General features: G+C 58.0%; 19 protein-coding genes. 1 reads left to right on the plus strand and 18 read right to left on the minus strand.

The genetic code is table 11. The features are described from left to right. Positions 1-10 precede the first annotated feature (10 nt). The gene (locus Q0915_RS27765; protein ID WP_299483203.1) at positions 11-886 is read left to right on the plus strand and encodes a DMT family transporter; all 876 of its coding nucleotides are present in this window, start codon (positions 11-13) and stop codon (positions 884-886) included. 80 nt (positions 887-966) lie between these two features. Here the strand turns inward: Q0915_RS27765 and serA are convergent, their stop codons facing one another. The 18 genes from serA to ruvC form a co-directional block, all read right to left on the minus strand. Beyond that, the gene (gene serA, locus Q0915_RS27770) at positions 967-2,553 is read right to left on the minus strand and encodes a phosphoglycerate dehydrogenase (RefSeq protein WP_299483200.1); all 1,587 of its coding nucleotides are present in this window, start codon (positions 2,551-2,553) and stop codon (positions 967-969) included. Between the two features lie 75 nt (positions 2,554-2,628). After that, positions 2,629-3,807 (minus strand): phosphoserine transaminase, encoded by a 1,179-nt coding sequence (locus Q0915_RS27775; RefSeq protein ID WP_299483197.1) that lies wholly within the window; start codon positions 3,805-3,807, stop codon positions 2,629-2,631. A gap of 155 nt (positions 3,808-3,962) precedes the next feature. After that, a complete protein-coding gene (locus Q0915_RS27780) occupies positions 3,963-4,778 on the minus strand; it encodes an outer membrane protein (protein ID WP_299483194.1) in 816 nt (271 codons plus the stop codon). Between the two features lie 220 nt (positions 4,779-4,998). After that, positions 4,999-6,342 carry a phosphoglucosamine mutase gene (gene glmM / locus Q0915_RS27785; RefSeq protein ID WP_299483191.1) on the minus strand — a complete coding sequence of 448 codons (1,344 nt, stop codon included), beginning with the start codon at positions 6,340-6,342 and terminating at the stop codon, positions 4,999-5,001. A gap of 173 nt (positions 6,343-6,515) precedes the next feature. Further along, positions 6,516-8,435 carry an ATP-dependent zinc metalloprotease FtsH gene (ftsH, locus tag Q0915_RS27790; RefSeq protein WP_299483189.1) on the minus strand — a complete coding sequence of 640 codons (1,920 nt, stop codon included), beginning with the start codon at positions 8,433-8,435 and terminating at the stop codon, positions 6,516-6,518. A 169-nt stretch (positions 8,436-8,604) separates the two neighbouring features. Continuing rightward, a complete protein-coding gene (tilS, locus tag Q0915_RS27795) occupies positions 8,605-9,981 on the minus strand; it encodes a tRNA lysidine(34) synthetase TilS (protein ID WP_299483185.1) in 1,377 nt (458 codons plus the stop codon). Further along, entirely contained in the window at positions 9,965-10,936 is a 972-nt protein-coding gene (gene ybgF / locus Q0915_RS27800) for a tol-pal system protein YbgF (RefSeq protein ID WP_299483181.1), read from the minus strand. Before ybgF ends, tilS begins: the two co-directional genes overlap by 17 nt. Before the next feature lie 264 nt (positions 10,937-11,200). After that, positions 11,201-11,686, minus strand: coding sequence for a peptidoglycan-associated lipoprotein Pal (pal, locus tag Q0915_RS27805; protein WP_299483178.1), 486 nt, complete (start codon positions 11,684-11,686; stop codon positions 11,201-11,203). A gap of 155 nt (positions 11,687-11,841) precedes the next feature. Next, complete coding sequence (gene tolB, locus Q0915_RS27810; RefSeq protein ID WP_299483175.1) at positions 11,842-13,191, minus strand: Tol-Pal system beta propeller repeat protein TolB; 1,350 nt, start codon at positions 13,189-13,191, stop codon at positions 11,842-11,844. Between the two features lie 44 nt (positions 13,192-13,235). Continuing rightward, entirely contained in the window at positions 13,236-14,186 is a 951-nt protein-coding gene (locus Q0915_RS27815; RefSeq protein ID WP_299483172.1) for a cell envelope integrity protein TolA, read from the minus strand. Between the two features lie 6 nt (positions 14,187-14,192). Then, positions 14,193-14,645, minus strand: a complete 453-nt coding sequence (gene tolR / locus Q0915_RS27820; protein WP_299483169.1) for a protein TolR — start codon at positions 14,643-14,645, stop codon at positions 14,193-14,195. Between the two features lie 3 nt (positions 14,646-14,648). After that, positions 14,649-15,356 (minus strand): protein TolQ, encoded by a 708-nt coding sequence (tolQ, locus tag Q0915_RS27825; RefSeq protein WP_299483166.1) that lies wholly within the window; start codon positions 15,354-15,356, stop codon positions 14,649-14,651. A gap of 265 nt (positions 15,357-15,621) precedes the next feature. After that, positions 15,622-16,089: a tol-pal system-associated acyl-CoA thioesterase gene (ybgC, locus tag Q0915_RS27830; RefSeq protein WP_299483163.1), complete on the minus strand. Its 468-nt coding sequence runs from the start codon at positions 16,087-16,089 to the stop codon at positions 15,622-15,624. A 79-nt stretch (positions 16,090-16,168) separates the two neighbouring features. Next, complete coding sequence (locus Q0915_RS27835; RefSeq protein ID WP_299483160.1) at positions 16,169-18,280, minus strand: methyl-accepting chemotaxis protein; 2,112 nt, start codon at positions 18,278-18,280, stop codon at positions 16,169-16,171. Positions 18,281-18,399: 119 nt separating this feature from the next. Beyond that, entirely contained in the window at positions 18,400-19,440 is a 1,041-nt protein-coding gene (gene ruvB / locus Q0915_RS27840) for a Holliday junction branch migration DNA helicase RuvB (RefSeq protein WP_299483157.1), read from the minus strand. Continuing rightward, positions 19,430-19,675 (minus strand): endonuclease, encoded by a 246-nt coding sequence (locus Q0915_RS27845; RefSeq protein ID WP_299483154.1) that lies wholly within the window; start codon positions 19,673-19,675, stop codon positions 19,430-19,432. Before Q0915_RS27845 ends, ruvB begins: the two co-directional genes overlap by 11 nt. After that, the gene (gene ruvA, locus Q0915_RS27850; RefSeq protein ID WP_299483151.1) at positions 19,672-20,289 is read right to left on the minus strand and encodes a Holliday junction branch migration protein RuvA; all 618 of its coding nucleotides are present in this window, start codon (positions 20,287-20,289) and stop codon (positions 19,672-19,674) included. The genes Q0915_RS27845 and ruvA overlap by 4 nt, the downstream gene beginning before the upstream one ends. Then, positions 20,286-20,801, minus strand: a complete 516-nt coding sequence (gene ruvC, locus Q0915_RS27855; RefSeq protein ID WP_299483148.1) for a crossover junction endodeoxyribonuclease RuvC — start codon at positions 20,799-20,801, stop codon at positions 20,286-20,288. The genes ruvA and ruvC overlap by 4 nt, the downstream gene beginning before the upstream one ends. Positions 20,802-20,929 lie beyond the last annotated feature (128 nt).

The raw sequence follows: 20,929 nt of genomic DNA on the forward strand, positions 1-20,929 counted from the left end.
GAATTGGATAATGCTGATCGTATTGGGCGCAATCTGGGGCGGGTCCTTCCTGTTCGCCAAGGTTGCCGTCGCAGAGATTCCACCCTTTGTGCTGGTTTTCTTTCGTGTATCGAGCGCCTGCGCTGTCCTGCTAATTGTGCTCTGGCATCAGAAATTGCTCGACAGACTTGACCTTTCTCTCGCAGTTCCGTTCCTCATTATGGGGCTCTTGAACAATGCAATTCCATTTTCCCTGCTGTTTCTCGGACAGACTGAACTCGGTGCCGGTCTGGCGTCCATCCTGAATGCTACGACACCTGTGTTCACGGTGATCGTTGCCGGATTGCTTGCAAAACAGGAGACCTTGAGTGCCAACAAGATCGCCGGCGTTCTTTTGGGTGTCGCCGGCGTGGCGATCATGTTGTCCAGCAGCCTTTCCGGGCTCGCCAACGATCCTTTGTGGGCCCAAATGTGTTGCCTTGGGGCCGCTGTTTCCTATGCCTTTGCAGCAACCTATGCCAGGCGCTTCAAAGACGTTCGGCCCCAGGTCGCAGCCACAGGGCAGCTCTTGGGCTCAAGCCTGATCATGCTACCGATCGCGATCTACACGGGAACCAGTTGGTCTTTTTCCGAAACCAGCATGACAGCCTGGATGAATGTCGCCGCGCTCGGGATTGTAGCGACGGCGCTTGCCTACCTGATCTATTTCCAGCTGCTGGGAGAGGCGGGTGCGACCAACGCCTCACTGGTTACGCTGATTGTGCCGGCAAGCGCGCTTTTGTTCGGCTGGCTGATCCTGGGTGAAAATCTCAGCGCGTTGCAGCTTGGCGGATTCGGGATTCTGCTCATTGGACTGGTCGTGTTGGACGGGCGCGTTCTGCGGCGCAAGGGAATGCGCGCGGCCTAGGTTGCGCGGACGCCTTGAAGGCACATCTCCAACTCATCCGCGCTGCTTGAACATTGCGATCCAAAGCGTCGCATTCCGGCCTAGAACTTCAGTGCCTTCACCTGCTTGACATGCGAAACGGCTTCAAGCCGCTGCATCGTCCCAGACTCCACCTCACCATCAATTTCAACAAGGCATATCGCATCGGCTCCCGGTGCCAGACGGCCCAGGTTAAACGTTGCGATATTGACGCCGCTGTCGCCGAGTTCCATTCCCAGGTGTCCGATGAAACCGGGCTTGTCCTCGTTGGTGATGTAAAGCATATGCTCGCCCAGCTCGGCCTCCATGTTGATGCCCTTCACCTGGATGATCCGCGGCTTCCCGTCGGCAAAGACGGTTCCGGCAACAGAGCGTTCCTGACGTTCCGTGATGACCGTCAGACGGATGTAGGTTTCATAAGCGCCCTGTTTCTCGCGGCGGATTTCCTCCACCTTGATGCCTCGCTCCTTTGCCAGGATCGGCGCGGAAACCATGTTGACTGTCTGGAGCAATGGCGTCAGCAGGCCGGTGATCGCAGCGGCCGTCAGGGCCTGGACATTCATCTCCGCAACCGCGCCGGCATATTCGATCTTGACGCCCTCGATACCGGTTTCCGTAAGTTGCCCTGCAAAGGAACCAAGCTGTTCCGCCAGCCGGACGAACGGTGCGAGCTTGGGCGCTTCTTCAGCGGTGATCGACGGCATGTTGAGCGCGTTGCGAACAGCACCTTCGAGCAGATAGTCGCACATTTGCTCAGCAACCTGCAGGGCAACGTTTTCCTGGGCTTCTGACGTGGACGCACCCAGATGCGGCGTGGAAACGAAATTCGGGGCGCCGAACAAGACGTTGTCCTTTGCAGGTTCTTCGACGAACACGTCAAAAGCCGCGCCTGCAAGTTTTCCCGAGTCGAGAGCAGCCCGCACAGCCGCCTCATCGGCCAGACCGCCTCTGGCGCAATTGACCAGATAAGCGCCGGTTCTCATCTTCGCGATTGAACCCGCATTGATGATATTGCGGGTCTTGTCGGTGAGCGGCGTATGGAGCGTGATGAAATCCGAGCGGCCAAAAAGATCGTCCAACTCAACCTTTTCCACTCCGAGACCGAGCGCGCGCTCCGGCGTCAGGAACGGATCATAGGCAAGAACCCGCATCTTCAGGCCGATCGCCCGGTCTGCGACGATGGAGCCGATATTGCCGCACCCGACCAGACCAAGCGTCTTGCCGGTCAATTCGCGGCCCATGAAACGGGATTTCTCCCACTTGCCGGATTGCGTGGAGGCGTCAGCGGCCGGAATTTGCCGGGCAACGGCCATCATCATCGAGATGGCATGTTCTGCTGTCGTGATCGCGTTGCCGAAGGGCGTATTCATAACGATGATACCGCGCGCGGTCGCTTTCGGAATGTCGACGTTATCGACACCGATACCGGCACGGCCGACAACTTTCAGATTGTCTGCCGCCGCAATGATCTTTTCCGTAACCTTTGTTGCGGAACGGATCGCCAGCCCGTCATACTGGCCGATGATTTCAAGAAGCTTGTCCTTGTCTTTGCCAACTTCAGGCAGAAAATCCGCCTCAATCCCGCGATCCTTGAAGATCTGGACGGCAGCGGGAGACAGCTTGTCGGAAATGAGTACCTTGGGAGCCATGTCAGCTTCTCCTTAAAAGCAGATAAGGTCCGGGCAGTGCGCCGCCCGGGGGAATGTCGCGGGAGGAGAAACTGCTCAGGCGGCCTGAGCAAGGTTCGCTTTTTCGATGGCGTAGGCCCAGTCCAGCCAGGCCGTCAACGCTTTAAGGTCGGACGTTTCGACCGTTGCACCTGCCCAGATTCGCAACCCCGACGGCGCATCGCGGTAAGCGCCGATATCATAAGCCACACCTTCCTGATCGAGGCGCGCCGCAATGGCTTTGGCGAATGCGGCCTGTGCCTTGTCGTCAAGAGCCAGTACGTCCTGGTCAGTGACCTTCAGACAAACGGAGGTGTTGGAGCGTGTCTGCGGATCGATGGCCAGAAATCCTGTCCAGCTGCTGCGGTCGACCCAGTCGGCAAGGACCTGCAGATTGGCATCCGCACGGGCGCGCAGTCCGTCGAGACCACCAACCCGATCTGCCCATTTCAACGCGTCTAAATAATCCTCAACACACAGCATTGACGGCGTGTTGATTGTTTCACCCCGGAAAATTCCCTCAATCAACTTACCGCTCTTCGTGAGCCGGAAGATTTTCGGCAGCGGCCATAAAGGCGTGTAGCTTTCGAGACGTTCAACCGCGCGCGGGCTTAGGATCAGGACACCGTGGGCGGCCTCGCCACCAAGAACTTTCTGCCATGAGAAGGTTACGACATCGAGCTTGTCGAACGGCAGTTCCTGCGCAAAGGCGGCCGACGTCGCATCGCAGATGGTTAGCCCTTCGCGGTTCGCCGGAATCCAGTCGCCGTTCGGAACGCGCACGCCGGAGGTTGTCCCGTTCCAGGTGAAGACGACATCGCTTGTAAAGTCGACGGCGGACAAATCCGGGAGTGCACCGTATGGCGCGTCGAGAACCCGGGCATTATCGAGTTTCAGCTGCTTCACAACATCGGTGACCCAGCCTTTGCCAAAACTTTCCCATGCAAGCATATCGACGCCGCGTGCGCCCAGAAGCGACCAAAGGGCCATTTCCACGGCACCCGTATCGGATGCGGGCACGATGCCGATCCGATAATCTTCGGGAACGTTTAGAACCTTGCGAGTCAGATCGATTGCCTCGGCAAGCTTCGACTTGCCGGGCTTGGCGCGGTGCGAGCGGCCGAGCGGCGCACCTGAAAGACCGTCAAGCGACCAGCCTGGGCGCTTGGAACAGGGTCCGGATGAAAAATTGGGATTGGCCGGACGCACGTCCGGCATGGCAGTGAGTGACGTCATATCTGTCTACCCTCGCAGATAGTTGCCCCTCGTTGGGGAGGGGTGGCCCACCTATGGGGATATGACTTTCGGCTGCTCCGGTCAATTCAATTCCGCTTCAAATGCAAAAAGGCCGGTTTTACGGACCGGCCTTTTTTCAATATGTGCTGATCAGATTAGAAGTTGCTGCTGATCGGTCCTTGCGGCTGGTAGATTACCGGGGCCGGCGAAGCAAATCCGGAATTGAAGGTGTACCTGGCACCCAGCCGGAACTCGTGAGCGGTGAGGTCTTCCCAGTGAACCCGGCCCTGCCCAGTACGAACATTGTCGTAAAGCACGGTTTTCGCGTCGCCGAGATCCTTGTAGCGGTACCCAGCATCAATGGAGAAGTTGTTGTTGACCGCATATTCGGCACCTGCCATCAGCGCCCATGCAAAGTTCCATTCCCCGTTCGTGCCACGGTAGACACCGTCCGCCTGACCCGGGTTGATGGATGCAGCGTTATCCGTGCGGACATAGGCTGCACCGATACCGGCGCCCACATACGGCGTAATCCGGTTCCAGGTTCCAATATCGATGTAGGCGTTCACCATTGTGGTCCAGACATCGATGTCAGCAAATTCTTCAGACTGCAGGTTCGTACAGGTTCCGCAATCCGCATAACCAAATGCTTCGGCCGGCGTTTCATAGTCGAGCGTAATGTCGGCGCGCAGGTACTGATTGAACTGGTAACCAACACCGACACCGATCATCCATGCATTGTCCATGCTTTCGCCATCGAACCGCAAGTCGGTGGCACCTGGCTCCTGGAAGGACCCGGTCGGATCACCGTAGATCTTGTAACCAATGTCACCGCGAAGATAAAAACCGCCGACGGCCGGCACCTCGGGGATGTGTTCAATGACCGGAGCCGGCAAATCCGCTGCAAAGCCAGCGGATGAAAGCGCGACTGCAAAGCCGGTCAAAGACAAACGCTTGAAAAATGTGTTCATGTCCTCGTCCTCTTCCAGTGAGCGTCCGCGTTTTCGAGTGCCGGACACATCAAACTTGAAAGCATATTGACGGGAATTCATTAAAGGTGGCTTAACTCTGTTCTTTAACCGTGTTTTTTTACCTTAAGAGATCCTTAACGCGAAAAGAACATGCCAAGCTGATGCAAATCCGCACCTTACGGAACGAATTCAGCTTGTCTTTTCTACGGAAAAAGTCTGATCAGGCTGCGACCGACGCAACAACCCCGGCGATGTCATTCACGACCTGTTTGACCAGGTCCGCGTCGTCCCCTTCGGCCATGACACGAATGAGAGGTTCCGTGCCGGAGGCGCGAATGACCAAGCGTCCGGAAGTGCCCAGGCGTGCTTCCCCGTCCTCGATTGCAGACATGACCTGATTTTGTTTCAACGGCTCTCCGCCGCTGTAACGCACGTTCTTGAGGATCTGCGGAACCGGCTCGAAACGGCGGCACACTTCGGATACGGGCCTGTCCTGGTCCTTGACGCAGGCGAGAACCTGAAGGGCCGCGATCAAGCCGTCACCTGTCGTCGCGAAATCGGAAAGAACGATGTGGCCGGACTGCTCACCCCCGACATTGAAACCGTTGGCGCGCATGTGCTCGACGACATATCTGTCGCCGACCTTGGTACGGGCAAGGTCAAGACCGATGCTTCCAAGATAGCGCTCAAGACCCAGGTTAGACATGACCGTCGCCACAATGCCGGAGCCCGACAGACGGTCGCTGGCATGCCACGATTGCGCAACAACGGCCATCAGCTGATCGCCATCGACTTCCATACCGTTTTCATCAACGATGATCACCCGGTCCGCGTCGCCGTCGAGGGCAATGCCGATATCCGCCCGGACTTCATGCACTTTTCTGGACAATGCGTCCGTTGACGTCGAACCGCATTCCTTGTTGATGTTGTAACCGTCCGGCGTCACGCCCATGGAAATCACATCGGCACCCAGCTCCCACAGCGCCTCGGGCGCCACCTTGTAGGCTGCACCGTTCGCGCAGTCGATCACGACGCGCAACCCTTCGAGGCTCATTTCGCGCGGCAAGGTACGTTTCGCGAATTCGATATACCGTTGCTGCGCCCCGTCGATGCGTTTTGCCCTGCCAAGATCACCGGCATTGGCAAGCCTCGACGTCAGATCTCCTTCAATCAGCTCTTCAATACGCCGTTCGATCTCGTCGCTGAGCTTGAAACCGTCAGGGCCGAAGAACTTGATGCCGTTGTCATGATAGGCATTGTGGGACGCTGAGATCATCACCCCGAGGTCGGTTCTGAGCGATCTGGTCAACATGGCAACTGCCGGCGTCGGCATCGGCCCCAGCAGAAAGACATCCATCCCCACGGAGGTAAAGCCTGCGACAAGCGCTGTTTCGAGCATGTAGCCGGACAAACGTGTGTCCTTGCCGATCACGACACGATGGCGATGGCCTCCGTTCTTGAACACGAGCCCGGCTGCCATACCCACTTTCAGCGCCATCTCAGCAGTCATGGGATAGAGATTGGCTTTGCCGCGAATGCCGTCGGTGCCGAAAAACTTACGCATCTAAAAGTGCCTGTCTAAACTGTTGTGCTGCGCTCTTTTAGCGCAAACGACATGAAGTGACGTTCAAAATATGTGAGCAAATATTACTATTCACTGACGATCCACAACCGTCATTGCAAGAAAAAAGCCCGGCAATGCCGGGCTTTTCAATTTTTTCCTGTACCAAAACCCAATCAGGACTGTGGCTGAGGCTCCATACCGCCGCTCGGCTCATCCCCGCCGCGCTTTGCCCCCGCGGTCGGAACCGCCGAAGAGCGCCCGATAGGTTGATCGTCATCCGTATCGCGAACCGGAGGCTTGCCGTCCAAAAGATCCTTGATCTCGTCCCCGGAAAGCGTTTCGTATTCGAGGAGACCCTTGGCAATCGTGTGAAGCTGATCTTCGTGATCGCGCAGGATCTTGTTTGCGGTCTCGTAGCCCTGATTGACGAAGGACTTGATTTCCGCATCAACGATCTTCTGAGTTTCGTCGGCCACATTCTGGTTCTTGGCAACGGAGTGACCGAGGAACACTTCTTCCTGGTTCTCGCCGTAGAGCAGCGGCCCAAGCTTGTCGGACATGCCGAACTGGGTCGCCATGGCCCTTGCAAGTTTTGTCGCCATCTGGATATCGCCGGAAGCACCGGAGGTGACCTTTTCGTAGCCGAAGATCATTTCTTCAGCGACACGCCCGCCCATCGCAACGGCAAGATCGGCCTTGCACTTGGCGCGTGTGAGCGACACCTGGTCTTTTTCCGGCAGGCGCATCACCATGCCCAGCGCACGGCCGCGCGGAATAATGGTCGCCTTGTGGATCGGGTCCGAGGCTTCCTGATGCAATGCTACCAGCGCATGACCGGCTTCGTGGTAGGCGGTGAGTTTCTTTTCCTCTTCCGTCATCACAAGCGTGCGGCGTTCGGCACCCATCATCACCTTGTCCTTGGCGTCTTCGAACTCGGACATTGTGACGAGGCGCTTGGACCGTCGGGCTGCAAGGAGAGCGGCCTCGTTGACGAGGTTCATCAGATCCGCACCCGAGAAGCCGGGCGTTCCGCGCGCCAGCGTTCTGACGTCGACATCCGGCGCCAGGGGAACCTTGCGCATATGCACCTTGAGGATCTTCTCGCGGCCGGTGATGTCCGGGTTCGGCACGACAATCTGCCGGTCGAAACGGCCGGGACGTAGCAGGGCCGGATCGAGAACGTCCGGACGGTTGGTTGCCGCGATGATGATGATGCCTTCGTTCGGCTCAAAGCCGTCCATCTCGACGAGCAGCTGGTTGAGGGTCTGCTCGCGTTCATCGTTTCCGCCGCCGAGGCCGGCGCCACGATGACGGCCAACCGCGTCGATTTCATCGATGAAGATGATGCACGGCGCATTTTTCTTGGCCTGCTCGAACATGTCACGGACACGGGAGGCACCGACACCTACGAACATCTCGACAAAGTCCGAGCCTGAAATCGTGAAGAACGGGACGTTCGCTTCGCCGGCAACCGCACGTGCAGTCAGCGTTTTACCGGTGCCCGGAGGGCCCACCAGCAGCACGCCGCGCGGAATACGGCCACCCAGGCGCTGGAACTTCTGCGGGTCACGCAGGAATTCAACGATTTCCTGAAGGTCTTCCTTGGCTTCGTCGATCCCGGCAACGTCTTCAAACGTCACACGGCCATGCGCCTCGGTCAGCAGTTTCGCCTTGGATTTGCCGAAACCCATGGCCTTGCCGCCGGAACCCTGCATCTGACGCATCACGAAGATCCAGATACCCAGGATAATCAGCATCGGCAGCCAGGAGAACAGCGCTCCGAGAAGCGGCGAGTTCTCAGCCGGCGGATTGGCTTTGATCAGCACATCCTTGCCGCGGAGCTCATCGACATACTGCGCGCCGTCCGGCGCATATGTCTGGAAAGCGCCACCGCTGTTGTAGAGACCGGTGATCTTCTGTTCCTGTATGGTCACTGACCTGACTTCGCCATTGTCCACCTGTCTCATGAAATCAGAGTAGGCAATGTCGTTGGTCGCACCCTGTTGTGCAGGGCTTTGAAACAGCTGAAACAATGCGATCAGAAGAAGGGCGATGATCACCCAAAGAGCAAAGTTGCGAAAATGTGCGTTCATTTCGTTCCCTTAACCGCCCGACGCGACTTAACTGCACGCGGTTACATTTCCTTTGAGCGTAGATAGGTCGCCCGAGGCCCGCTGCCAAGGCGGTGCGCCATATTGCGCATATGCGCTAACTAATTTGTTAAGCCGGGACCTCTATCAGAAGATTGAGACGAGGAAAACTCTAGATTTCGCTGCAATCGTCCCCATCGCACTCCCAACTGCCTGACAATCTACCCCGGATAGGCAATCTCTCCAAACTGAAGGTGGATCTATGGTTATTTTTGTCCAGTTTTGATTTAACTGAGACAGATTGGTCGAAAATCCGCCCATCCTCCGACCAAACAACTGGCGCACAGTCGAACGCGGCTTTGGGCCATCCCTTGGGCCAGTCAATCTCCTGCGCGTTTTTCGGGGCGTTCATAAGCGGTCCGAGGTTCAACCTCTCAACTTCCGGAGCAGTGTTGCCTTCTGCAACAGGTCCGAACCGGTAGCGATCATCCCAGACACCGTCACCCGAAATACCGGTCAAGGTTTCGGGCGGGACGCGGCCCGGCTCGCGCCAGCACCACAAAAACGTATCGTCAGCTTCGAAGACCGCACCGGAAAGCGTTTGATGAACCGTGTCTTGGTGTTTCAGGGCAGCGTCCAGAGCTTGCAATTTCAAAATCCGGGGCCGCAGGCGCTTCCCTGTGACGATGCCCGCAAGTTCCTTCAAAAACCGCAACCGCAGATCTTCAGGCAATCTGGTATAGGCCACCCGCCTCAGTCTTGCCGGCCCGGCCGGGTGGAGTTCCAGGTGCCTGGAACCGAATTCGACGATCGTGTCTTCGAGCGCCAGGCGAGACCGCCTGATATGCCCGGCGGTCGCTGCCAGCTTTTCCGCTGAAAGGCCCTCCTGTTCGAGGAGGTTCAAGATACGTCTCAAGCGGCTTCGCTTGTATTTGCTGTCGTGATTTGAAGGGTCTGCACACCAGGTGAGTCTCCGAGCGTGCAAACAGGCTTCCAGTCGCTTCTTGGGCGTTCCCAGCAGCGGTCGCAACAAACGCAGTCCGGCCGGACCGTCGGCCTCGTCACCGGACATGGCGCTCAATCCCGAAACACCGCTGCCGCGCGTAAGCCTGTCCAGAAACGTTTCGGCCTGATCATCCAGATGATGGCCTAACAGCAGCGCCTGTGCTCCCGAGCTTTTCATGTGGTCGGCAATCAGGCGGTACCGTGCGCTTCGGGCCGCTTCCTGGATGTTTCTAAGGGGTTTTTCGCCGTGCCAGGTCAAAACGTGTGCGCAAAGCCCGTGCGTGCTTGCGGTTCCGGACACAAACCGTGCCTCTTCGGCACTTTCGGCTCTCAAGCCGTGATCAACGACGAGAACCTCCGCATGTCCGGGCCAGGACGTTCTGAGACGCCATTCACTGAATAGAACGAGAAGACAAAGGGAATCCGCGCCGCCGGAAACGCCGAGCGCCAGATTTGAAAACGGCGTCAGGCAAGAAAAGAGCGTATCGACTTCGTCGGCGGAAAGCCCCTGGGGCTCAGCCGGTTTGTCAGGAACACTGTGCACGCAGACGTTCATCCCGTGCTTGTGACAACACCGCCGGTGCTGCATTGGGAAATTTGTTCAAAAGTTCTGAGAATGTCGCGCAGGCTGCATCGGCTTCTCCGAGGCCCCGCAGCGACACACCGAGTTTGAGAAGGCTGTCGGGGCTTTTTGCATTGCCCGGATGATCCGTATAGGTCTTCAGGAACGCATCGGCTGCCCCGCGGTAGTTCTGTTGTGCGAGCAGGCTCTCGCCGAGCCAGTACTGGGCGTTCGCGGTCAGGTCGCTGTCCGGATAGGATTCGATGAAGTTGCGGAACCCGCGCTCCGCCCCCGCATAATCCCCGTTGACGGCGAGCGAATAGGCCTGATCGTAGTCGCTACGCGGGTCACCGCTGCCAATGATGCCCGCAATCGCATCGTCATCGGTTGCCAACCCGGGATCCGGGGCAATGTCCTGCCCGGTCCCAGGAAGGGTTTGCAGCCCTCTCGCCAGGTCCCCCAGATTGATCGGACCATCGGACGGCAGCCCTGATGGGGCGTTTCCTTGTTCGTATCCGCCCGATTGCGCCCACGTGCCATCGCCGGAACCGTCTGCCGGGATCGTTGCCGTGCCGCCGCTTGGCAGAGAGAGCGTGCCTCCGCGCGGCGTTCCATCCGCCTCAAGCCCCGGCGCAGTGCTTCCAGGAACGCCTCCTGGCGTCAAGTCCGACCTCTTGCCCGGCGTGCCGCCTTCAAGCTGCTGGAAACGATACTCGTTGTCCTCCTGCATGCGGCGCATCTGGTCCTGCATCTCACGCAATTGGAACGACAACTGTTCGATCTGCCCGGTCAGTGTCCGGATCCGTTCTTCCAGCTGGCCGATCCTAACCGAGGAATCGTCTTTTTTCCGCCCGAACAACTGGGCTTCGGAAGGGCTCGCAGTGGCGATCAGAACAAACGCCAGAAAAATTCCCGCAAGTGCCTTGTATGTCTGCATTCAGTCCTCCGGTTCACAGATCCAGTAACGCATTGACTTGGAACGCGCCCAAATGGGGCAATACGCACTCTTGCAATACTGCCTTTGCACATAAAAGTCTTAGACATGCCCGGCTCTGCACTCAAGGGCACAGAGCGCCCGGACTTCGGCTAAATTTTGACGATTGACGTTCCAGCCGGAAGAAAGCTTGAATTTGGATCCAAAATGCAAGAAGGCCGGGGAAACCCCGGCCTGGTTCAGCTTTCGGCAGAAGATGTCCGAAAATCAGTTGGTCGCGTTGTTCAGCACCGTGACGGCACGTCTGTTCTGCGACCAGCAGCTGCTATCGTTACACACGGCCACGGGACGTTCCTTGCCATAGGAAATCGTCTTGACCCGCGATGCACTTACACCCTGTGAAACCAGGTAGTCCCTCGCGGCCTGCGCCCGCCTTGCTCCGAGTGCGATGTTGTACTGGCGCGTCCCGCGTTCGTCGGCGTGCCCTTCAACCGTGATCGTGTATTGCGAATACCGGTTGAGCCATTTGGCCTGTCCGGCGAGGGTCGTCTGCCCTTGAGAGTTCAGAACCGACTGATCCTCTTCAAAGAACACTCGGTCACCGACATTGACGACAAAATCCTGGCCCGTGCCCGGCTTCACGTTACTGGAAAGCCCATCCGGCTTTGTCTGGGCACATGCCGCCGCGAACAAGAGCGCAAAACAGACGACGATCCATCGTGCCCCCTGCCCGGCAAATTCTTTTTTCAACATTCCCGTCTCCTACATCCCCAGCCCGTCAACCTGACATCCGCTTCGCCTGGTTTTAGGTAAATGCTTTGTAGCCAAACCTGGTTAAGGCGGTCTTTTCAAACTTGGTTAACAGGACATGACCGGCGTCCGCGACCGGCGGAGCAGCCGGGTCCGATTCAGTTGATGAGCGGCGACCAGGACGGGTCCGACGCAAATGCCGGGGTGTCCACCCGCTGCTCGTTGTATCCGGTAAGATCCACGGTCCATACCTGCGGGCCGCCGTTTGCACCTGGTGTATCGCGGAAGAACACCAGAACTCTGCCGTTCGGCGACCATGCCGGCCCCTCATTGTGATACCCTTCGGTCAGAATGCGCTCGCCTTTGCCGTCCGGCTTCATGACACCGATCATGAACCGTCCCTGGTGCTGCTTGGTAAATGCGATCAAATCTCCGCGAGGCGACCAGACCGGCGTCGAATAGCGGCCTGGACCAAACGAAATGCGCCGCGCTTCCCCGCCATTGGCGCTCATGACATAGAGCTGCTGACTGCCGCCCCTGTCGGATTCGAAAACGATCTGGCGGCCGTCCGGAGAAAAGGACGGGCTGGTATCGATTGCAGCACCATTGGTCAGACGCGTTGTACTCCGCGACCGCAAATCCATCTTGAAGATATTCGCGTTGCCGCCCTGCTGCAGGCTCATGACGACGCTCTGGCCATCGGGAGAAAAGCGCGGCGCGAAGGTCATGCCGGGAAAATTCCCTACAATCTCGCGCTGGCCGGTTTCGATATTCAGCAGATAGACGCTCGGGTCCGTACCGCCGTAGGACATGTATGTGATTTCCTGGCTGGTCGGCGAGAACCGGGGCGTCAGCACAAGGTCATCGCCGCGCGTGAGATAGCGCACATTCGCGCCGTCCTGGTCCATGATTGCCAGGCGTTTGACCCGTTTGTCCTTCGTGCCGGTCTCGTCGACAAAGACGATGCGCGTGTCGAAGTAACCCTTCTCACCTGTGAGGCGCTCATAGATCGCGTCTGAGATGATATGGGCGAGCCGGCGCCAGTTTTCCGGCGTCGTATAAAATTGCTGGCCGAGCATCTGCTCCTGGGCAAAGACGTCCCAGAGCCGGAATTCGGCACGCAGGCGTCCGTCCGGCTGTTTCGTAACCGTCCCCGTCACCAGGGCCTGCGCGCTGATCTGGCGCCAGTCGCCAAAGCGCGGCGTGGAATTCACACTCATGTTCTTCTGGATGAAGCTTGCCGGATCCAGCGGATTGAAAAGACCGGAGCGCTTCAGGTCTGCCGCGATCACGGACGTCATGTCGGCGGCAAGTTTGCCGTCGCCGCCTTCAGCCGAAAACGAGGGGAGCGCGATGGGCAATGGCTCGATATTGCCTTGCGTGATGTCGATCTCGACAAGGGCGGATGCAGGTTGCGGAGCGGATATAGCGGCAATGGTCACAAGAACGGCAAGTCCGAAGGCCTTGAGACCTTGCGGAACGAAAAGCGTTTTCAGTAGTCCATGCATGAGCGCTCTGCTCCCTTTTCGAAAAGTCCTAGAACAGGACCCGGCTAGCCCCCGAGCATTTCCCTGGGGTCGAAATTGATGATCACTTCCTGCCAAGCTTCATACTTGGCAATTGGCAGAGAATAAGGCTGACACCGCATGACGGCGCGCACCGCGCTGCTCGAGGCGGCACCGAATGCCGGATTGCCGTTGGAATTCAAGACTTCCGGACTGCCCGCCACTTCGCCGTTCTGGGACAGGTTGAAACGCACGCGGACCTTCAGGTCTTCCGCGCCGACTGCACCGACAGGCGGGTTCCAGCATTGCGCGACCTGGCCGCGCAGCGCATCAAGTTCCGACTGGCTCATGCGCACGTTCTGAGCGCCCTGCCGCGATCCGAGCGCTGCGTCCTGCTGAGACGCATTGCCTTCCTGTTCCGCCGGCTCGACCTTGTTGAGCAAGGCAGCGATCTGCGTTGAATCGAAATCGTCCTTCGGCGGTTCCGGCGCGCGCTGCGGTGGTTTCGGCTTCGATTTGGGCGTTGCGCTGGTCACGATCGGCTGCGGTTCCGGCGCAGCCTCCTGTTGCGGTTCCGGTTCAGGCGCGGGGGCGGGCTCGGCTGTTTCGGCAGGCACAGGTTCCGGGGCCGGAGCAGGTTCGGGTTCTGTCGCTGGCTCCGGCTCGGCAACCGGAACAGGTTCGGGTTCCGGCGCAGGTGTCGGTGCAGGCGAAGGAGTTGGCGGCGTAGGCTGTTGCACGTTGCTCTCACCCGGTTTGTCGGCTGGTTGCGGCGGCTCTTCCGCCTCGGTTTCGCTCGGCTGCAGCGCTGCAACATCCCTGATTTCGGCGGTTCTCTCACCGAGCCGAAGCTGCGTGAACTCCTCCACGGGGATCAGATCCACCGGAAGAGACTCCACCTGAGGCACAGAAAAGCTCTCCGCGTCCGGAAGGGCGATCAACCCCCAGACCAGAATGACCGAATGACCGGCCAGAGACGCGATGAGACCTGCGCGCATGACGCGTTACGAGTCCCGTTCTTCCAGAGTGACAAGTCCTAGGCGTTTGAAGCCGGCCGCATTGATGCGGCCCATAAGTTTCATCATCGTTCCGTAGTCGGCATCCTGATCGCCGCGCACGTAAATGCGCTCTTCGTACCCGTTGGCGGCAATCGCCTCGAGCTTCGGAACGACTTCGTCGATCGCAATCGGCGTGTCCTGGATGAAAATTTCACCGCCCGAATTGACCGAAATCGTTATCGGCTCGGTATCGCCTTCCAGCGCCTTCGCCTGCGTTTCCGGCAAGTCGATGGGCACACCAACAGTCAGCAGCGGCGCTGCGACCATGAAGATGATCAGAAGCACGAGCATGACATCCACAAATGGCGTCACGTTGATCTCTGTCATCAGTACGGCGCGTTTGCGCCGGCGTCCCCGCCGTCCGCCGCCTGCATCTCCTGCGCCGATCTGCATACCCATGGCTCAGCCCCTTTCGTCGATCTGACGTGACAGGATTGCCGAAAACTCGTCGGCAAATCCTTCCATCCGGGCAACGGCCTTGCCGACGTCGGAGGCGAACTTGTTGTAGGCGATCACTGCCGGTATCGCGGCGAGCAGCCCGAGAGCCGTCGCAAACAGCGCTTCGGCGATACCAGGCGCGACCACAGCCAGGTTGGTACTTTCGGATGCGGCGATAGCCTGAAACGCCGTCATGATACCCCACACAGTGCCGAAAAGCCCGATGAACGGCGCCGCTGAGCCGACGGTCGCAAGGATCAGCAATCGGCTTTCCAGTCGCTCGGCCTCGCGCTGGATGGTCACGTCCATCACCCGGTCGATGCGTTGCTGCAAGGACCCGATCGCGGGTTTGGCGCCCTCGTGACTGCGCTTCCACTCCCTCATGGCAGCAACAAAAAGCGCCGCCATGGAGTGGTTCACCCGATTGTGCAATGTGCCGTAAAGCTCTTCCAGAGACTGACCGGACCAGAACACCGTTTCGAAACGGCTCATCTGACGCCGTGTGCGGCCCATCAGCAAGACCTTGTCGACAATGATCGCCCAGCACCATACAGACGCGGCGAGCAACCCGACCATAACGATCTTGACGACGATATGCGCTTGCCAGAACAGCGAGAAGAAAGAAATGTCGCCTTCCGGCGCTGCCAATGTCGATTGGACAAGTGTTTCCATAAATTCAATGACCCCTTGGCCGTCTGACGTTGTACGTGTCCCAAATTCTCCGGTGGCGCGTCGGCAGACCGGAATCAGAACGCCAGTAATCGATAGCCAGCGCCTCTCTGACGTTTGAATTTGTCAAAACTGGGACTTTGCCGAGCAAAGCAAGCCCTTCTTAAAAGGAATCAATTAAGGTTACTGCAAGATTAACGCAGAAAACTGTCTCCCAATATTTTGATGAGATCTGATGACTTGAGAATACGGCGCACGCGCAAACCGTTCATTCGTCACGCAATTCGCTCGGTGCGTGCTGAGCCAGTTTTTCTGAAAGTTTGACCGGAAGACGCGTCGGCCGGCCTTCCGTGGTGATCACAGCGACCGTGACGGCAGCTGAAACAAGAAGTTCCTCACCCCGGTAAGCAAGCTGATCAAGCTTGATTCTGGCCCCCATGTACTCAGACAGGCTCGTATGGATCTCCAGCACGTCGTCAATTCGCGCCGGCTTTTGAAAATCGAGCGACATGCCGCGAACTGCAAAGGCCAGGGCGCGGCCATGCTTGCCTGCCGCCAATTCACTGTGATGAATGCCGATCAGGCGAAGAAAATCGGATCTCGCCCGTTCGAAAAACCGCACATAGGCACCGTGATACACGATGCCGGTGAAATCGGTATCTTCGTAATATACCCGCAGTGGGAGCACATGACCGCCCTTTTCAAGGCGGCCGGACAAGTCCGGCCAATCCGTCACGGAGCCATCCTCTCGTTCACACAGTCAAAGGCCGTCCGGTCAGTCGACCGGACGGCCTGTCGCTTACCTAGGATCTGGCTTAGGCAGCTGCAACCTCTGACAGGAATTTCTCGACAGAGGCCCTGAGATGCTCAGCCTGTTGTTTCATCTCGATGGTCGCCGTCAGCATATCGCCAACAGCGGCCGAATTTTCCGCAACACCCTCATTTAGGGAGACAACCGTGGACGCAACGCTCCGCGTACCGTCAGCTGCTTCGGCGACATTCCGTGATATCTCGCTCGTGGCGGATCCTTGCTGCTGAACCGCATCCGAGATGGTCATTGTGTAGGAATTGACTTCCTCAACGGATTCCGAAACGCGTGCAATTTCCTCAACCGCATCCGAAGTGGATGCCTGAATGGCTGAAATTTGCGCGGAAATCTCTTCCGTCGCCTTAGCCGTCTGGCCGGCCAGAGATTTGACCTCGGATGCGACAACTGCAAAGCCCTTGCCTGCATCACCCGCACGTGCCGCCTCGATCGTTGCATTCAGCGCCAGAAGATTGGTTTGTTCCGCAATCTCGGAAATCAGCGAGAGAACATCACCGATCTTGTTGGCTGCTTCGGCGAGCCCGGAAATCTTGGAGTTCGAGCTCTGCGCAGCTGCCGTGGTCTGCTCCACGATCGACGCGGTTGTTTCAACCTGCCTGGAAATCTCAGAAATCGACGCATTCAGCTCTTCAGTCGCCGACGCCACCGCCTGAACATTCGAAGAGGCGTTTTCGGATGTGGAAACAGCCGTTTGCCCTTGTTCGGAAGCAGAAGCGGAGCGTTCGTTGAGTGCTGAGGAAACATCTTCAACACGTGCAATATTGGTTTCGACCAACTCCAGGACCGACTGGGACTCGGCGCGGAAATCAGCGATGAGAGAGTCGATCAGCTTCTCCCGTTTTTCACGGGCAATATGACCCACCTTGCGTTCGGAGGCCAGTCGCTCCCGTTCGACCGAGTTATCCTTGAAGACCTCGATACAACGGGCCATATGGCCGATTTCATCCTGCCGCTCGGTGGCTTCCACGGCAACTTCCAGATCGCCGTCGGCAATCTTGCTTGCAGCAACGGCCAGGTGTTCCATCGGCGCGAACATGCGCCGCGTGACCCACCAGATCAGGCCGACAATCGGCACGAGGCAGAGGAACCCGGAAATAACGGCACCGTAGGTGATACGATCCGCAGCTGCCGACAATTCAGTCTGCTTGACAGCTTCAACAACGCCATAAGGCGTGTTTTCAAACGTGTTCCTGGCTTCGGCAAACCGGTAATCGCTGTCATTCAACTTGATCAGTCGGTCGCCCACGGCGATGTTTGCAAGCTCATAGGTGGCCGATGCGCCACCCGCATCGTCGAGCTTGACGATTGTGCCCAGGGAATCGACCAGAAAGATCTGCTCACTGTCACCAATGCCTGTCGGTTCATTCAGCAACATCGCCAGTTGTTTCATGTCGGCTGTGAAGGCGACCGCTCCAAAAAAGCGCTCCAGATAGAACACAGGCGCCGCAAGAACCAGTGAAACCGTGCCATCCTCACTTGCAATGAAGCCGGATGAGTAGATCTGGCCGGCAGCGAGTGTCTCCGCCTTCGCCGCGTCATAGAGCCTGCCCATCGCGATTTGAACGGGATTGCCCTTTATGGCCTCGTCTTCGACGTGAAACGCAAACTCAGGACCCTTCTTGTAGGAATAGGTGATGAAGCCATCCGGGTTCGCAAGTGCTGCGTCGGAGAAAAGCCCCTGTGCGATAACATCCTGATAGACCGGGTGAACGACCTTGTGATTGTTCACATAGTAGTTCGATTCCGCAGGCTCCAGAAGCAGGTGGCGCTCGTGAGCCGGATGCGGGTTGTCGGTCACGAAAATCTTGCGAAGGGTTCCATTCTGACCCTCCTTCAAGTTCTTCCAACCGACCATCGTCTTCATGAGACTGTCTTTGGCTTCTTCCAGCGAGACGAAAAACTTCGCGCTGTAGGTCACCTGGTCCAGCGCCAGCTCAAGCACTTTTTGCTTGGCCTTGGTCGCGCTTTGCAGGCTGTTGTCGGCCTGACCATTCGCCACGTCTCTGGAAAGTGTGGATGTAACTGTCACAATTGCGACGCACATTGTGAGTGCGCCCGCCAAGAACATAAGAGCCAGTTTTGATGAAAGCCGCTTACGCATAGTGTCCCCCGCATAGTTGCGGCGACAATAGGCCCGGATTCGCCAATAAATACTTAACCACAACGGCTTAGTCATCGATAAAAATACGGATGACGTAGAATCAACTTATGGTAGTTTTTTCAATCCGGATCGGCAAAAAGACCGATCTGGGAACTCTCGGATCGCTCCGGTGCTGCAAGCCCGAGATGGGCAAAAGCTGTTGGCGTCAAAAGCCGCCCTCGAGGCGTGCGTTGCAGGAAACCGTTCTGGATCAGGTATGGTTCCACGATTTCCTCGATCGCATCTCTCGGCTCGGACAGCGCGGCCGCAATGGTTTCAATCCCGACCGGTCCACCGCCGAAATTCACTGCGATTTGCCTCAGATACCTTCGGTCGAGCCCGTCGAGGCCGGCACTATCGACCTCCAGCTGCAGCAGGGCCTTGTCTGCAAGCGCTCTATCGACCCGTTCGATGCCCTCAAAAACAGCAAAGTCACGGACCCGCCGCAGCAAACGGCCGGCAATGCGGGGCGTTCCGCGTGAGCGCTTGGCGATTTCATGCGCACCATCTTCCGCAATGCCTATTCCGAGAATGGCAGCGCCCCGCTTCACGATGTGCTCAAGCTCGCCAACCGTATAGAACTGAAGCCGGACCGGGATGCCGAACCGGTCTCTCAACGGCGTAGTCAGAAGCCCGAGACGGGTGGTTGCGGCAACCAGCGTGAATTTGGCAAGATCGATCTTGACCGATCTTGCTGCAGGACCCTCGCCGATGATCAGATCGAGCTGGTAGTCTTCCATCGCCGGATAAAGCACTTCTTCAACCGCAGGGTTGAGCCGGTGGATTTCGTCGATGAACAGAACGTCGCGCTCTTCCAGATTGGTCAAAAGCGCGGCCAGATCGCCCGCCTTGGCAATAACCGGTCCCGATGTGGCGCGAAAATTCACCCCGAGCTCTCGGGCCATGATCTGGGCCAGCGTCGTTTTGCCGAGACCGGGCGGGCCGACGAAAAGGACATGATCCAGGGCTTCACCCCGGGCTTTGGCGGCACCGATGAATACCTTCAGGTTGGCGCGCGCCTGGGCCTGGCCGACAAAGTCATCCAGCACCTGTGGCCGCATGGTGCTGTCGATTTCGTCACCGCGAATTTCCGGCGCGACGATACGGGTGTCATCCGACATGGCTTACCACCACAAACAGGAGCACGATGAGCAGTAGGGACCATGCGACCCTGAGCGCGTAAAACTTGCGGAACTGGCTTCTCACAAAGGGATCTTCCGTCTCAATGCGGCGCCCCTTCATGGCAAACTGCCTGTCTCCGACGGACTTCGAAAACCGGTGATCGAGATACATGATCCCGCCGATCCCGAGGGACACAAACACAACCGCGATAACCGTATACGTGAAGGCGATCATCCCGCCAATTCCTTCAAACCCAATCGGATAAGCGTCTCGGTAGTCGCATCCTCGCCGGCGGTCTGCACTGCCTTTGCCACGGCTGCGCTCGCTTGTGCCTGGGCATACCCCAGATTTGCAAGTGCCGATACGGCTTCCGCAACCGGCCGAGCGGCAACGTTTTCCGCAACGCTCTGTGAAACCGCAATCGTTCCCGGATCGACACTTGCCAGAGCCGGCGCCTTGTCCTTGAGTTCGCTCAGGATACGTTCAGCCACACGCTTGCCGACTCCCGGGGCGCGTGAGATCGTGGCCTTGTCGCCCAATGCAATCGCATTTGCAACTTCGCTGGCCTTCAGGATCCCGAGAATGCCAAGGGCAACCTTTGCACCGACACCCTGGACGGTCATCAGGATCCGGAACCATTCCCGCTCGGCTTCCTGGCCGAAACCATAGAGCCGGATCATGTCTTCCCGCACGATGGTCTCGATGAACAGTACCGCCGCCTCGCCAGCGCGCGGAAGCCCCTGAAGAATGCGTGACGGGCAATGCACCTGGTAACCGACACCGTGGACATCCAGGATCACGTGGTCTTCGCCAAAGCTGTCGATCGTACCCTTGAGTTTACCGATCATGCCGCCCCCAGAGCCGCCAGACGCGCAGCACCACTGGCACGGTGCTGCGCGTGACAAATGGCAATTGCAAGGGCGTCGGCAGCATCGTCGGAATTGAACGTTGCCCGTGGCATCAAAACCTTGACCATGGCCCTTATCTGTTCCTTTTCCGCATGGCCGGTGCCGACAACCGTTTTTTTCACCAGATTGGGAGCATATTCGGCCACCGGAAGTCCGGCGAGCGAGGGAACCAGCAGCGCAATTCCACGTGCCTGGCCAAGTTTCAGCGTCGCGCCCGCATCCTTGTTCACGAATGTGTGCTCGACCGCAGCCTCGACGGGACTGTGCGCCCGGACAATCTCGTGCAAGCCGTCGTGGAGCTGGACAAGCCGCTCCGCCAGGCTCTTTTTGTTGTCGGATGTAACCGTACCGGATGCAATGAAGGACAGCCGGTTGCCGGCCGCTTCGATCATGCCCCAACCGGTGCGCCGCAGACCCGGGTCAATGCCGAGCAATCGAATCGCGTGTGTCATGGAACAAATCGGTAACAAAACTTGCTCGTTGACGCCAGACCAAGCACGGCTTACCACCTGAAAGACTGTCCAAAACCGGATTGAAACGTCTTTTGAGACCAGTGCGCGCCAAAAGATCGTCACATAAC

Origin of the sequence: uncultured Roseibium sp. (genome assembly GCF_947494555.1) — a bacterium.
Taxonomy (GTDB): domain Bacteria; phylum Pseudomonadota; class Alphaproteobacteria; order Rhizobiales; family Stappiaceae; genus Roseibium.